Source organism: Ornithinimicrobium sp. CNJ-824, from assembly GCF_001942405.1.
GTDB lineage: Bacteria > Actinomycetota > Actinomycetes > Actinomycetales > Dermatophilaceae > Ornithinicoccus > Ornithinicoccus kibberensis.
Genome location: NZ_MKKA01000060.1, coordinates 66,740 through 81,038 on the forward strand (window position 1 = coordinate 66,740; position 14,299 = coordinate 81,038).

Sequence of the window (14,299 nt, forward strand, 5' to 3'; positions counted from 1 at the left end):
GCAGAGCGACCTGGGCACCATGGCGACCCTGCGCCGCGGGCTGGAGCTCTCGCCCGAGCTGCGCCGGGGGATCGGCCTGACCGTCGTGCTGGCGGTCGTCGCCACCCTCGGCCGGGTCCTCATCCCGTTCGTCGTCCAGCAGACCACCGACCACGGGATCCTCGCCGACGGAGGCCCGGACACCGCGTTCGTGACCCGGGCGATCCTGCTGGCCGCCGGGGTGGTCGCCGTCACGAGCGTGGCGCAGTACCTCGTCAACGTCCGGCTGTTCACCTCGGCCGAGTCCGGGCTGGCCACCCTGCGCCGCAGGGCCTTCCGGCACATCCACGACCTGTCGGTGCTCACGCAGAGCACCGAACGTCGCGGCTCGCTCGTCTCCCGCGTCACCAGCGATGTCGACACGATCTCGATGTTCGTGCAGTTCGGCGGCCTGATGCTGCTGATCTCCACGGCCCAGATCATGATGGCCACCCTGCTCATGCTGTTCTACAGTCCGCTGCTGGCGCTCGTGGTCTACCTGTGCTTCGTGCCGCTGGCCCTCCTCGTGCGCCGGCTGCAGCCGGTGCTCGGCCGGGCCTACGGGGCGGTCCGCACCCGGGTCGGCGACATGCTCGGCGCGATCAGCGAGTCGATCGTCGGGGCGGTGACCATCCGCGCCTACGGCGTGGAGGAACGCACCGCCGTCCGGATCGACACCGCCATCGAGGAGCACCGGCGCTCGGCCATCCGCGCCCAGGTCCGCTCGGTGATGGCCTTCGTCTCCGGGCAGGCCTTCGCCGGCCTGACCACCGCGGTCGTCCTCGTCGTCGGCACCGTGCTGGCGGTCCGCGGCCAGGTCACCCTCGGCGAGCTGCTCGCGTTCCTCTTCCTCGTCAACCTCTTCACCCAGCCGGTCCTCATGGCCACCGAGATCCTCAACGAGCTCCAGAACGCCGTCGCCGGGTGGCGGCGCGTCATCGGGGTCATCGACACCCCCGCCGACGTGTCCGACCCGGGGGAGGACGGCGTGGTCCTGGAGCGCGGACCGATCACCGTCGAGTTCGACGGGGTCTCCTACGCCTACCCCGGCGGGGAGCGCGTGCTGCACGACGTCCACCTGCGGATCGAGCCGCATACCCGGGTCGCCGTCGTGGGGGAGACGGGGTCGGGCAAGACCACCCTGGCCAAGCTGCTCACCCGGCTGATGGACCCCACCGAGGGAGCGGTCCGGCTCGACGGGGTCGACCTGCGCACCGTCTCCTTCGACTCCCTGCGCAGCCGGGTGGTGCTCGTGCCCCAGGAGGGCTTCCTCTTCGACGACGACCTGCTCGGCAACATCCGGTTCGGTCGCCCGGGCGCCGACGACGAGGACGTCGCGCTCGCGGTCACCGAGCTGGGCCTCGACAGCTGGGTGGCGGGCCTGCCCCACGGCCTGGCCACCCGCGTGGGCCAGCGGGGCGAGTCCCTGTCGGCCGGCGAGCGCCAGCTCGTCGCCATCGCCCGCGCCTACCTGGCCGACCCCGACCTCCTGGTCCTCGACGAGGCGACCAGCGCGGTCGACCCCTCCACCGAGGTCCGGGTGCAGCGGGCGCTCGAGGGCCTGACCCGGGGCCGCACCTCGGTGGCGATCGCGCACCGGCTCTCGACCGCCGAGGCGGCCGACCTCGTCGTCGTCGTCGACCAGGGCCGGATCGTCGAGGTCGGCTCCCACCGCGAGCTCGTGGACCGCGGCGGCGTCTACACCCGCATGCACGCCTCATGGGCGGCCCAGCAGGGCGCCGGGCAGGCCTGAGCGGTATGCCGCGCCCCGCCGCCGGCGCCGCCCTGGCCCTCCTGGGGCTGCTGGTGCTGACGACGACGCAGCCGTGGACCACCGGGGTCGTCGAGCCCGCGCCCGGCTCGGTCCGGACCCCCTGGACGCGCACCGGCGGGGAGCTCGTGCCCTGGGGACCGGCCGCGGCGCTGGCCGCGGCGGCCGCCACGCTCGTCCTCCTCGGACGCGGCGGGGACGGCGTGCCCGGACGGGTCCTCGGCGCGGTCGCCCTCGTGGGCTCCCTGGCCGCGACGGCCGGTGCCGTGCTCGTCGTGTCGGGGCGCACCGCGGTGCCGGGAGACGTGGTGACGGCCGGGCCGGCGGGCTGGGCGTGGGCGGGCCTGGTCGTCGGAGCAGCAGCCGTGCTGGCGGTCCTCTCGGGCCTGCTGGTCCGCGTCGTCGGCCGGGCCGACCCGGCCACGGCATCCGGCCGGAGCCGCGGCCGACGACCGCCGGACCCGCTGCCGGCGGAGCGGCGTCGGCGGCAGGAGGCGAGGGTCTGGGCCGAGCTCGACGCGGGTCGCGACCCCACCGACGATCCAGGGGCTGGCACAATGGCCCCGGGCACGACCGACCCACCACCGACCCTCATCCCGACCCCGGAGCAGGAGCACCCCATGGAGCACGAGAACCACTACCACAGCAAGGCCGCCTGGGTCGGGGTGAGCATCATGCTGGTCGCCACCGTCCTGGGCTCCTGGGCCGCCGTCTTCGGCCCGGCGTGGCTGCTGTGGGCCGGGCTCGGACTCTTCGCCGTCGGCGCCCTCGTGTGGTTCGGCATGAGCAAGGCCGGCTACGGTGCGGAGGCCTACGAGGCGCCCCGCCCCCGGCAGTCGACCGGCCACCGCGGCTGAGGCGACCTCCCGGCCCTGGACCGGGCGCCGTGGGCGGGGACGTGCGACCGGCCCCTCCGGGGTCGGAGCACCTCGCGCGGACGACTAGGCTGGGCACGTGCCGACCGTCCTGGACCAGATCCTCGACGGCGTGCGCGAGGACCTCGCCCGCCGTCGCACCGCCACCCCGCTGGACGCCTCCGGGAGCGGGCCGAGAACGCTGCGCCCGCGCTGGACGCCCGGGCGCGGCTCGCCTCCGGCCAGGGGGTGCACGTCATCGCCGAGGTCAAGCGCAGCAGCCCCAGCAAGGGAGCCCTGGCCGCCATCGCCGACCCGGCCGCCCTGGCCGCGGACTACGCCGCCGGGGGCGCCAGCGTCATCAGCGTGCTCACCGAGGAACGTCGGTTCGGCGGGTCCCTGGCCGACCTGGACGCCGTCCGGGCCAGGGTCGAGGTCCCGGTGCTGCGCAAGGACTTCGTGGTGGACCCCTACCAGGTCTGGGAGGCGCGGGCCCACGGGGCCGACCTCGTGCTGCTCATCGTGGCCGCCCTCGAGCAGGACGTCCTCGTCGGGCTGCTGGAGCGCACCGAGTCCCTCGGCATGCACGCCCTCGTCGAGGTCCACGACGAGGAGGAGGTGCAGCGGGCGGTCGACGCCGGCGCCCGCATCCTCGGCGTGAACAACCGGGACCTGCGGACCCTCGAGGTCGACCGCGGCACCTTCGCCCGGCTCGCGCCGGCGGTCCCGGCGGGTCTGGTGCGCGTGGCCGAGTCCGGCGTCCGCGGGCCGCTCGACGTGATGGACCTCGCCGAGGCGGGCGCCGACGCCGTGCTCGTGGGCGAGGCCCTGGTGACCGGCCGCACGCCCCGCGACGCCGTCGCCGAGCTGGTCGCCGCCGGGTCCCACCCGGCCGTGCACGCCGCCCACGGGGGACGGCGATGAGCGGCCCGACGGCGGAACCGCGCCCGGGGCGGTTCGGGGCCTTCGGCGGACGCTACGTCCCCGAGGCGCTCGTCGCCGCCCTCGAGGAGCTCGAGGAGGCCTGGCACGAGGCCATGGCCGACCCCGACTTCGTCGCGGAGCTGGACCGGCTGCAGCGCGACTACACCGGACGGCCCAACCCCCTCACCGAGGTGCCCCGGTTCGCCGAGCACGCCGGCGGCGCCCGCGTCTTCCTCAAGCGGGAGGACCTCAACCACACCGGGTCGCACAAGATCAACAACGTCCTCGGCCAGGCCCTGCTCACCGTGCGCATGGGCAAGACGCGGGTGATCGCCGAGACCGGTGCCGGCCAGCACGGGGTGGCGACCGCGACCGCGGCGGCCCTCCTCGGCCTGGACTGCACCGTCTACATGGGGGAGGTCGACACCCGGCGCCAGGCGCTCAACGTCGCCCGGATGCGCCTCCTCGGGGCGGAGGTCGTGCCCGTGGCCACCGGGAGCGCGACGCTCAAGGACGCCATCAACGAGGCCATGCGCGACTGGGTCACCACCGTGGAACGGACCCACTACCTGCTGGGGACGGTCACCGGCCCGCACCCGTTCCCCACGATGGTGCGCGACTTCCACGCCGTCATCGGCCGTGAGGCCCGCGAGCAGCTGCTCGAGCGCACCGGTCGGCTGCCCGACGCCGTCTGCGCCTGCGTCGGCGGGGGGTCCAACGCGATGGGCATCTTCCACCCCTTCCGCGACGACGAGCAGGTCCGGCTGCTGGGCTTCGAGGCCGGCGGCGACGGGGTCGCCAGCGGGCGGCACGCCTCCCGGTTCTCCGGGGGCGAGCCGGGGGTGCTCCACGGAGCCGCCAGCTACGTCCTGCAGGACGAGGACGGGCAGACGCTGCCGACGCACTCGATCTCCGCGGGCCTGGACTACCCCTCCGTCGGCCCGGAGCACGCCTTCCTGCACGACTCCGGCCGGGCGACCTACGCGCCGGTCACCGACACCGAGGCGATGGAGGCCTTCGCCCTGCTGAGCCGCACCGAGGGGATCATCCCGGCCATCGAGAGCGCGCACGCCCTGGCCGGTGCCGTCCGCGTGGGCCGCGAGCTGGCCGAGGCGGCCGGCGGAGCCTTCGCGGCCGACGACCCGGACCGGCCGGTGATCCTGGTCAACCTCTCCGGCCGAGGTGACAAGGACGTCGACACCGCCGCCCGGTGGTTCGGCCTCGTGGACGGCGAGGACCTCGTCGAGGCGGAAGCGCTCAAGGCCGCCGAACCCGTGGCCGAGGCGGAGGGGAGCGGTTGGTGAGCGCGCTGTCCGAGGTCTTCGACCGGTGCCGCGCCGAGGGCCGGGCGGCCCTGGTCGGCTACCTGCCCGCCGGGTTCCCCGACCTGGAGACCTCCCTGGCCGCGGTCCGGGTGCTGGCGGAGGCGGGGGCCGACGTCGTCGAGGTGGGCGTGCCCTACACCGACCCGCTCATGGACGGACCGGTCATCGAGCGGGCCGCCAGCCGGGCGCTGGCCGGCGGGTTCCGCCTGCCCCAGGTCTTCGACCTCGTGCGGGCCGTCCGCGAGGCGGGCGCGGTGCCGGTGGTGATGTCCTACTGGAACCCCGTCCTGCACTACGGTCCGGAGCGGTTCGCGGCGGACCTGGCCGCGGCGGGCGGGGCCGGCATGATCACGCCCGACCTCGTGCCGGACGAGGCCGACGCGTGGCTCGAGGCCGCCCGGGCGCACGACCTGGACCCGGTGTTCCTCGTGGCGCCCAGCTCGACCGACGCCCGGCTGCGGTCCACGACGCAGGCCTGCCGCGGGTTCGTCTACGTCGCCTCGACGATGGGGGTCACCGGCACCCGCACCACCGTGGGCGGGTCCGCCGCCACCCTCGTCGAGCGGGTCCGCGCCGTCACCGACCTGCCGCTGTGCGTGGGCCTGGGCGTCAGCGACGGCGCCCAGGCCGCAGAGGTGGCCGCCTTCGCCGACGGCGTCATCGTCGGGTCGGCCCTCGTCCGGGCCGTCGACGAGGACCCCACCCTGGAAGGTCTGCGCGCGGTGACGGCCGACCTGGCCGCCGGGGTCCGCCGGTGACCGGCCCCCCCGCGACCGGGGGCGGCACGGGCCTGGCCGCCCGGGAGGGCGATCGGCCCACCGCCGCCCCCCGCCCCTGGGTCGGCTACGTCGGGCTGGTCGCGCGGCTCGCGGTGGGTGGGGTCCTGCTCGTCGCCGGGCTGCTGAAGATCACCGACCTCACCGGGTCCGTCCAGAGCGTGATGGCCTACGAGCTGTTCCCCTACCCGGTGGCCCGGCTGATCGGTTCGATGCTGCCCGTCGTCGAGATCGCCGTGGGCCTCCTGCTGGTCGTCGGCCTGCTGACGCGCGGAGCCGCCGCGGTCGGCGGGCTGCTCATGCTCCTCTTCGTCGCCGGCATCGTCTCGGCCTGGTCCCGCGGGCTGGCGATCGACTGCGGCTGCTTCGGGACCGGGGGGCCGGTGGACCCGGAGGACACCGCATACCTGCCCGACATCCTGCGCGACCTCGGGCTGCTGGCGCTCTCCGCCTGGCTCGTGGTCCGCCCGCGCACCCCCCTGGCCCTCGACTCCCTGCTGAAAGGTCGCTGAACTCCCATGCCCCGCCCCCCTGCCCCCGAGGTCAAGCCCGTCGCCGCCCGCGGACCGTCCGCCGGGCTCATCGCCGGCGTGGTCGTCCTCGTCGTCGCCCTCCTGGGCGTGCTCGTCTGGGCCGCCACCCGTGGCGGCGACCTCGAGGCCGTCGGCAGCTCCAGCACCCTGCCCGACGGCGGCGGCGTCAGCGTCGGCCCGGGCGTGGACGCCGACGTCACCCAGGTGCGCATCTACGAGGACCCGCAGTGCCCGTGGTGCGCCCGGCTGGAGAACCAAATCGGCGAGGACCTCGCCGAGATGGTCGAGGCCGGCGAGGTCAACGTCACCTTCCAGATCATGTCCTTCCTCGACGGCAACATCGGCAACGACTCCTCGAAGCGGTCCGCCAACGCGATGCTCTGCGCCGACGACGCCGGCGTCTTCCTGCCCTACCACCAGGCCCTGTTCGCCGAGCAGCCGGCCGAGGGGGCCGGGTGGACCGACGAGCAGCTCGTGGGCTACGCCGAGCAGGCGGGCGTCGACGGGGACGCGCTCACCGACTTCCAGGCCTGCGTGGCGGAGCAGCCGCACGCCGACTACGTCCAGGACATGCAGCAGCGGGCCAACGAGGACGGCGTCAACAGCACCCCCACCGTGTTCGTCGACGGCGAGGAGCTGCCCCAGGAGGACCTGAGCAGGCTCATCCAGGAGCCCGGCGTCCTGCGCGAGGTGCTCGAGGCCCAGGGGCGATGACCCTCCTCCCCGTCGGGGCCGCCCCGGCCCTGCTGACCGCCATCCCCAGCCCCGAGCAGTCGGTCTGGTGGCTGGGGCCGTTCCCGCTGCGGGGCTACGCGCTGTCCATCCTCGTCGGCATCTTCGCCGCCATGTGGATCACCTCCCTGCGGATGCGGGCCAGGGGAGGCACCGGCCAGGAGATCTACGACATCGCGGTGCCGACCATCGTGCTCGGCATCGTCGGCGGGCGGATCTACCACGTGGTCTCCAGCCCGTGGCCCTACTTCGGGCCGGAGGGCAACCTGGCCGACGCCGTGAAGATCTGGGAGGGCGGCCTGGGCATCTGGGGCGCGGTGGCCCTCGGCGCCGTCGGCGCCTGGTGGGGTGCGCGGCGGCACGGCTACTCCTTCCTCGACATCGCCGACGCGCTCATGCCCGGCCTCCTCGTGGCGCAGGCGCTGGGCCGGTGGGGCAACTGGTTCAACAACGAGCTCTACGGAGGCCCCTCGGACGCCCCGTGGGCCGTGCAGATCCACGAGATGTCCGGAGGCGAGGCCGTCCGGGACGCCGCCGGGGACGCGGTGGTCCTGGGCACCTTCCAGCCGACCTTCCTCTACGAGGCGTTGTGGTGCCTGCTCGTGGCCGTGGCCATCCTGCTGGTCGACCGCCGGTTCCGGCTGGCGCGTGGCCAGGTGGTCGGGCTCTACCTCATGGGCTACACCCTGGGCCGCTTCTTCATCGAGATCATGCGCACCGACCCCGCGCAGATGGTCTTCGGGCAGCGCATCAACGTCTGGGTCTCCATCGCCGTGTTCCTCCTCGGAGCGGCGATCTGGTGGTGGCGGCGCCGGGTGGGCGACCTGCCCGCCCGGGGTGCCGCGGAACGGCATACCCCCGCGACGGCCTGACGTCGCACGGCACCCCCGCACCGGCACTAGGCTGGTGCCCATGCGCCGCGCCAAGATCGTCTGCACGCTGGGACCCGCCACCGACTCCTACGAGCAGATCCTCGCGCTCGTGGAGGCCGGGATGGACGTCGCCCGGCTGAACCTGTCGCACGGCTCCTACGAGGAGCACTACGAGCGCTACCTGCGGGTGCGGCGGGCCAGCGACGAGGCCGGTCACGCCGTCGCGGTCCTGGTCGACCTGCAGGGCCCCAAGATCCGCACCGGCACCTTCGCCGCCGGACCGGTCACCCTGGCCCGGGGGGACGCGTTCACGATCACCACCCGCGAGGTGCCCGGGGACCAGGGCAGCGTGGGGACCACCTACGAGGGGCTGCCCGGGGACGTGCACACCGGGGACGACCTGCTCATCGACGACGGCAAGGTCATGCTGCGCGCCACGGAGGTCTCCGGCACCGACGTGGTCACCGAGGTCGTCGTCGGCGGCGTGGTGTCCAACAACAAGGGGATCAACCTGCCGGGCACGGCGGTCAGCGTCCCGGCCATGTCGGACAAGGACGAGGAGGACCTGCGCTGGGCGGTGCGCTCGGGCGCCGACTTCGTGGCGCTGTCCTTCGTGCGCAGCGCCGCGGACTACGACGACGTGCGCCGGGTGATGGAGGACGAGGGGCGGATCCTGCCCGTCATCGCCAAGATCGAGAAGCCGCAGGCCGTCGACAAGCTGACCGAGATCGTCGACGCCTTCGACGGGGTGATGGTGGCCCGCGGCGACCTCGGGGTGGAGATGCCCCTGGAGCAGGTGCCGTTGGTGCAGAAGGACGCCATCCAGCTGTGCCGGGAGAAGGCCAAGCCGGTCATCGTGGCCACCCAGGTGCTGGAGTCGATGATCGAGAACCCCCGCCCGACCCGGGCCGAGGCCAGCGACTGCGCCAACGCGGTGCTCGACGGGGCCGACGCCATCATGCTGTCGGGGGAGACGTCGGTGGGCGCCTGGCCGGTCCGGGCCGTGGAGACCATGGCCGACATCATCTCGGCCACCGAGCAGCACGGGCTGCACCGCATCGCCCCGATCCTCACCAAGCCGCGGACCCCGGGAGGTGCGGTCACCCGGGCGGCGATCAGCATCGCCGAGTCGCTCGAGGACATCAAGTATCTCGTGACCTTCACCCAGAGCGGCGACACCACGACCCGGATGGCCCGGGTCCGCCCCGAGGTGCCCATGCTGGCCTTCACCACCGAGCAGCACACCCGCTCCCGGTTGGCGCTGACCTGGGGCGTGGAGACCTTCCTCGTCCCCTTCGTGTGGCACACCGACCAGATGGTCTCCCAGGTCGAAGAGGTGCTCCTGCGGGAGGAGCGGTGCCAGCAGGGCGACCTCGTGGTCATCGTCGCCGGCTCCCCGCCCGGGGTCTCCGGCACGACGAACGCGCTGCGGCTGCACCGGGTCGGCGACGCCATCTTCGGTCGGGCCCCCGCCTACCAGGACGACCCGCCGCTGGTCTGAGCATCGTCGGCCTCCGTGGACGCACGCACGCAGGGCCCTGGGGCACGGCGGGTATGCTGTGCCCGTCGACGACGCGCCCGCCGGGGTGGTGGAACGGCAGACACGGGGCACTCAAAATGCTCTGCCCGCAAGGGCGTGCGGGTTCAAGTCCCGCTCCCGGCACCAGCAGGATCCCATCCTGGCGCCCTCACGCCGGACCGGTGGTCCAGGATCACGCGGGCCAGATAGGCTGACCCCCGTGACCAAGGACAGCACCCCCTCCGGCGCGGACGCCGCGCACGACGCCCCCGTGACCCCGGCCGACGACGCCCAGACCTCCGCGACGGAGGACACCCCCACCTCTGCCACCCCCGACGAGGCTGGCACGGCTGGCGCGGAGGAGCCCGGCGCCGGTGCGGAGGAGGCCGGCACGACGGGTCTGCGCATCGTGCTGGCCGAGGACGAGGCCCTCATCCGGATGGACCTCGCCGAGATGCTGACCGAGTCCGGCCACCAGATCGTGGGGCAGGCGGCCGACGGCGAGCAGGCCGTCGACATGGTCCGCGAGACCTCCCCGGACCTGGTCGTCATGGACATCAAGATGCCCGGCATGGACGGGATCTCGGCGGCCGAGCAGATCGGCCGCGAGGGCCTGGCGCCGGTGGTCATGCTCACGGCGTTCAGCGACAAGAACCTCGTCGAGCGGGCCCGCGACGCGGGCGTGATGTCCTACGTCGTCAAGCCGTTCAGCGCCGCCGACGTGCTGCCGGCCATCGACATCGCGCGAGCCCGGTGGGCCGAGCGCAAGGCGCTGGAGTCCGAGGTCGCCGACCTGGGCGAGCGGTTCGAGACCCGCAAGCGGGTCGACCGGGCCAAGGGTCTGCTCATGGCCCAGCTCAAGCTGTCCGAGCCCGAGCCTTCCGGTGGATCCAGAAGGCGGCGATGGATCGGCGCCTCTCGATGCGCGAGGTCGCCGACGCGGTCATCTCGGGGATGCCCGGCTCCTCCTAGACCTCAGCCCAGTCCTGCCAAGACCGACACCAGGACCGGGGCCACCAGGAGGGCGGGCAGCAGGTCGCCCACGGGGACCTGCCGGATGTTGAGCAGGCGGAAGGCGATGCCCACGAGCAGCAGCCCGCCCACGGACGTCAGGGCGGCGATGTGCGCCTCGGGCACGACCGCGCCGAGCGTGACCCCCACGACCGTCAGCCCGCCCTGGACGACGGCCACCGACACCGCCGAGGCGAGCACGCCGATCCCGAACGTCGACGCGAAGGCGATCGAGGCGAAGAAGTCGAGGGCCGACTTGAGGACGAGCTGGTCGATGCCGCGGCCCAGGCCGTCCGAGAGCGAGCCGAGGATGGTCAGCGGTCCGACGCAGAAGAGCAGGGACGCGGTCAGCCAGCCCTCGATGAAGCGTTCCCGCTCGGCGTGGCCCCGCTCGCCGGGCACGGACCGGCGGTGCACCCACCGCTGCACGACCCCGGCGAGGGACTCCAGGCGCTGCTCGATCCGCAGCAGCGAACCGACGATCCCGCCGACCAGCAGACTGCCCAGGACCACGAGCACGGGCACACCGTCCCCCACCGCCGCCGCGAGGGCCGGGGCGGTGACGTCCAGCGCCGAGAGCACGGCCACCAGGAGGGTCACCAGCCCCAGGCAGTCGGTGACCACCGAGCGCACCCGGTCGGGGAGCCGGTTGCCGGCCACCATGCCCACGGTCGCTCCCAGCAGCACCGCCACGACGTTGATCACGGTCCCCAGCCCGGGGAAGGCGCCATCCATGCGGGACAGCCTAGGTGCGCCGCCTCAGCCGGCCGGAGGGCGCTCCCGCAGGGCGCAGGTGAGCCGGGCGGTGCACACCCGCCGCCCCTCGTCGTCGGTCACGACGATCTCGTAGGACGCCACCGACCGCCCCAGGGACAGCGGGGTCGCCACCCCCGTGACCCACCCGGAACGGACGGCCCGGTGGTGGGTGGCGTTGAGGTCCACGCCCACCGCGATCCGCCCGGGTGCGGCGTGCGTGGCGGCGGCCAGCGAGCCCACCGTCTCGGCCAGGGCCGCCGACGCACCGCCGTGGAGCAGCCCGTACGGCTGGGTGTTCCCCCGGACCGGCATCCGCGCCACGGTGCGCTCCGCGGACACCTCGACCAGCTCCATCCCCATCCGTTCCACGAGCGTCCCCCCGAGGGTCTCCTCCAGACCGGGCAGGGCGGAGCAGGGGACGGACTGGGTGCTGTCGGTCATGGGACATAGGCTGCCATGCGTGAGTCGACTGCTGCTGCTGCTGGACGGACACTCGCTGGCCTACCGCGCGTTCTACGCGCTGCCGGTGGAGAACTTCTCGACGACGACGGGTCAGAGCACCAATGCCGTCTACGGGTTCACCTCGATGCTCATCAACGTGCTGCGCGACGAGGCCCCCACCCACGTGGCGGTCGCCTTCGACCGGTCCCGGCAGACCTTCCGGACCCAGGAGTATGCCGAGTACAAGGCCGGGCGCGCGTCCACGCCCGGGGAGTTCGTCGGCCAGGTCGACCTCGTCAAGCAGGTGCTGGACGCCCTGCGGATCACCCACGTCGAGGTCGACGGCTACGAGGCGGACGACATCATCGCCACCCTCACCGCCCAGGCCCGGGCCGAGGGGCTGGAGGTGGTCATCCTCTCCGGCGACCGGGACGCCTTCCAGCTCGTCGACGAGCGCACCCTCCTGCTCTACCCCGTCCGCGGTGTGTCCGAGACCTGGCGGCTGACGCCGGAGAAGATCGAGGAGAAGTACCTCGTCCGGCCCGAGCGCTACAGCGACCTCGCGGCGATGGTGGGGGAGAGCTCGGACAACCTCCCGGGCGTGCCCGGCGTGGGCCCCAAGACCGCCGCGAAGTGGCTCGCCCAGTTCGGCGACCTGACCGGGATCGTCGGCGCGGCCGACCAGCTCAAGGGCAAGGCGGGCCAGGCGCTGCGCGACCACCTGGACCAGGTGCTGCGCAACCGACGCCTCAACCAGCTGGTCGGGGACGTCCCGCTGCCGGTCGGCGTGGCCGACCTGCAGGCGCGCGGCTGGGACCGGGAGGAGGTCCACCGGGTCTTCGACGGCCTGGAGTTCCGGGTCCTGCGCGAGCGGCTGTTCGCCACCCTCGAGTCCGCCGAGACCGAGGCCGAGGAGGGCATCGAGGTTGCCGGCAGCCTGCTGGGTCCCGGTGAGCTCGCGAGCTGGCTCGGTGAGTACGCCGGGCCGGGGGAGCGCCTCGCCCTGGTCGTGCAGGCCGCCCCGCGGACCCCCGCCGGCGCGGGCGAGGCCACGGGGCTCGGCCTCGCCGGGGCCGAGCACGCGGCATACCTGTCCCTCGACCGGGCCGACGTCGCGGACGAGCAGGCCCTGCGCGACTGGCTCGCCGACGCCGCCTGCCCCAAGGTGCTGCACGACGCCAAGGGACAGACCGCCTCGCTGGAGACCGTCGGCCTGCCGGTGGAGGGCGTCGTCAGCGACACCGCGCTGGCGGCCTACCTGGTCCGGCCGGACCAGCGGTCCTACGACCTGGCGGACCTGGCCCTGCGCTACCTGCACCGGGAGCTGCGGCTGGACGAGGGCACCGACGACGGCGGGGACGACGGGCAGCTGGCGCTGGGCTGGGACGACGAGGAGCAGGAGCAGGCCGACGAGGTGGATGCGGCGGCCGGGCGGGCCGCCATGGTCCACGCCCGGGCCGTGCACGACCTGTCCGTCACGCTGGACGAGGAGCTGTCCGACGAGCCGGAGCAGCATCTGCTCCGCGACGTGGAGCTCCCGCTCGTGGGCGTGCTGCGCAGGATGGAGCAGGCCGGCATCGCCGTGGACCTGCCCATGCTCGAGGCGCTCGAGGGCGAGTTCGCCGCCGCGATGGCCCAGGCGCAGCAGGACGCCTGGGACGCCCTCGGCGACGAGACCGTCAACCTCGGCTCGCCCAAGCAGCTGCAGGTGGTGCTCTTCGAGACGCTCGGCCTGCCCAAGACCCGACGCACCAAGACCGGCTACACCACCGACGCCGACGCCCTGGCCGGCCTCTACGCCCAGACCGAGCACCCCTTCCTCGAGGCCCTGCTGCGCCACCGGGACAAGGCCCGCCTGCGGGTGACGGCCGAGGGGCTGGTGAAGTCGGTCGCCGACGACGGCCGGATCCACACCACCTACCAGCAGACGATCGCGGCCACCGGCCGGCTGAGCTCGACCGAGCCGAACCTGCAGAACATCCCCATCCGCACCGAGGAGGGGCGGCGGATCCGGGAGATCTTCGTCGTCGGCCGGGACGCCTCGACCGGCACCGGCTACGAGTCGCTCATGTCCGCCGACTACAGCCAGATCGAGATGCGGATCATGGCGCACCTGTCCGGCGACGAGGGCCTCATCGAGGCCTTCCGCACCGGTGAGGACCTGCACCGCTTCGTCGGCTCGCGCGTCTTCGGCGTGCAGCCGGAGGAGGTGACCCTGGAGATGCGGTCCAAGGTCAAGGCGATGAGCTACGGGCTGGCCTACGGGCTGTCGGCCTTCGGGCTGTCCAAGCAGCTGACCATCTCCACCGGTGAGGCCAAGGAGCTGATGGAGGAGTACTTCGAACGGTTCGGCGGCGTGCGCGACTACCTGCGCGACGTGGTGGCCGAGGCGCGTCGCAGCGGGTTCACCGAGACCATCCTGGGCCGCCGTCGCCACCTGCCCGACCTGCTCAGCGACAACCGGCAGCGCCGCGAGATGGCCGAGCGGATGGCCCTCAACGCGCCGATCCAGGGCTCGGCCGCCGACATCATCAAGGTGGCGATGCTGCGGACCGAGCGGGCCCTGCGGGAGCAGGGACTGGCCTCCCGCATGCTGCTCCAGGTGCACGACGAGCTGGTGCTGGAGGTCGCACCGGGTGAGCAGGACCAGGTGGAGACGCTGCTGCGCGCGCAGATGGGCGGGGCTGCGGACCTGTCCGTGCCGCTGGACGTCAGCGTGGGCGTGGGGCGGAGCTGGCACGAGGCCGCCCACTGACCCCGTCGCGGC

Annotated in this window: 11 protein-coding genes, 1 tRNA gene and 2 pseudogenes; 12 read left to right on the forward strand and 2 right to left on the reverse strand. The window is 73.7% G+C overall.

What is annotated here, in order from left to right:
- The first annotated feature begins 19 nt into the window (after positions 1–19).
- From BJF81_RS14935 to BJF81_RS14985, 11 genes and pseudogenes are all read left to right on the forward strand, one after another.
- The gene (locus BJF81_RS14935) at positions 20–1,771 is read left to right on the forward strand and encodes an ABC transporter ATP-binding protein (RefSeq protein WP_083664288.1); all 1,752 of its coding nucleotides are present in this window, start codon (positions 20–22) and stop codon (positions 1,769–1,771) included.
- 5 nt (positions 1,772–1,776) lie between these two features.
- Positions 1,777–2,646, forward strand: coding sequence for a Trp biosynthesis-associated membrane protein (locus tag BJF81_RS14940; RefSeq protein WP_075959001.1), 870 nt, complete (start codon positions 1,777–1,779; stop codon positions 2,644–2,646).
- Positions 2,647–2,743: 97 nt separating this feature from the next.
- Positions 2,744–3,567, forward strand: a pseudogene (gene trpC / locus BJF81_RS14945) (indole-3-glycerol phosphate synthase TrpC).
- Complete coding sequence (gene trpB, locus BJF81_RS14950) at positions 3,564–4,871, forward strand: tryptophan synthase subunit beta (protein ID WP_075959002.1); 1,308 nt, start codon at positions 3,564–3,566, stop codon at positions 4,869–4,871. The pseudogene trpC and the gene trpB overlap by 4 nt, the downstream one beginning before the upstream one ends.
- Complete coding sequence (gene trpA, locus BJF81_RS14955) at positions 4,868–5,650, forward strand: tryptophan synthase subunit alpha (RefSeq protein ID WP_075959003.1); 783 nt, start codon at positions 4,868–4,870, stop codon at positions 5,648–5,650. The genes trpB and trpA overlap by 4 nt, the downstream gene beginning before the upstream one ends.
- Positions 5,647–6,180 carry a MauE/DoxX family redox-associated membrane protein gene (locus BJF81_RS14960; RefSeq protein ID WP_237770276.1) on the forward strand — a complete coding sequence of 178 codons (534 nt, stop codon included), beginning with the start codon at positions 5,647–5,649 and terminating at the stop codon, positions 6,178–6,180. Before trpA ends, BJF81_RS14960 begins: the two co-directional genes overlap by 4 nt.
- Before the next feature lie 6 nt (positions 6,181–6,186).
- Positions 6,187–6,915 (forward strand): DsbA family protein, encoded by a 729-nt coding sequence (locus BJF81_RS14965; protein ID WP_075959004.1) that lies wholly within the window; start codon positions 6,187–6,189, stop codon positions 6,913–6,915.
- On the forward strand, positions 6,912–7,805 hold the full coding sequence (lgt, locus tag BJF81_RS14970) for a prolipoprotein diacylglyceryl transferase (protein WP_083664278.1): 894 nt from the start codon (positions 6,912–6,914) through the stop codon (positions 7,803–7,805). The genes BJF81_RS14965 and lgt overlap by 4 nt, the downstream gene beginning before the upstream one ends.
- A 40-nt stretch (positions 7,806–7,845) precedes the next feature.
- Positions 7,846–9,306 carry a pyruvate kinase gene (pyk, locus tag BJF81_RS14975; protein WP_075959005.1) on the forward strand — a complete coding sequence of 487 codons (1,461 nt, stop codon included), beginning with the start codon at positions 7,846–7,848 and terminating at the stop codon, positions 9,304–9,306.
- 79 nt (positions 9,307–9,385) lie between these two features.
- Positions 9,386–9,471: transfer RNA gene (locus BJF81_RS14980), tRNA-Leu, on the forward strand.
- Between the two features lie 292 nt (positions 9,472–9,763).
- Positions 9,764–10,296, forward strand: a pseudogene (locus BJF81_RS14985) (ANTAR domain-containing response regulator).
- A gap of 3 nt (positions 10,297–10,299) precedes the next feature.
- Here BJF81_RS14985 and BJF81_RS14990 read toward each other — a convergent pair.
- Positions 10,300–11,070: a DUF554 domain-containing protein gene (locus tag BJF81_RS14990; protein WP_075959006.1), complete on the reverse strand. Its 771-nt coding sequence runs from the start codon at positions 11,068–11,070 to the stop codon at positions 10,300–10,302.
- A gap of 24 nt (positions 11,071–11,094) precedes the next feature.
- On the reverse strand, positions 11,095–11,532 hold the full coding sequence (locus BJF81_RS14995) for a hotdog fold thioesterase (RefSeq protein WP_075959007.1): 438 nt from the start codon (positions 11,530–11,532) through the stop codon (positions 11,095–11,097).
- 19 nt (positions 11,533–11,551) lie between these two features.
- Here BJF81_RS14995 and polA point away from each other — a divergent pair, with 19 nt between their 5' ends.
- Positions 11,552–14,287 (forward strand): DNA polymerase I, encoded by a 2,736-nt coding sequence (polA, locus tag BJF81_RS15000; protein WP_075959008.1) that lies wholly within the window; start codon positions 11,552–11,554, stop codon positions 14,285–14,287.
- Positions 14,288–14,299: the final 12 nt, after the last annotated feature.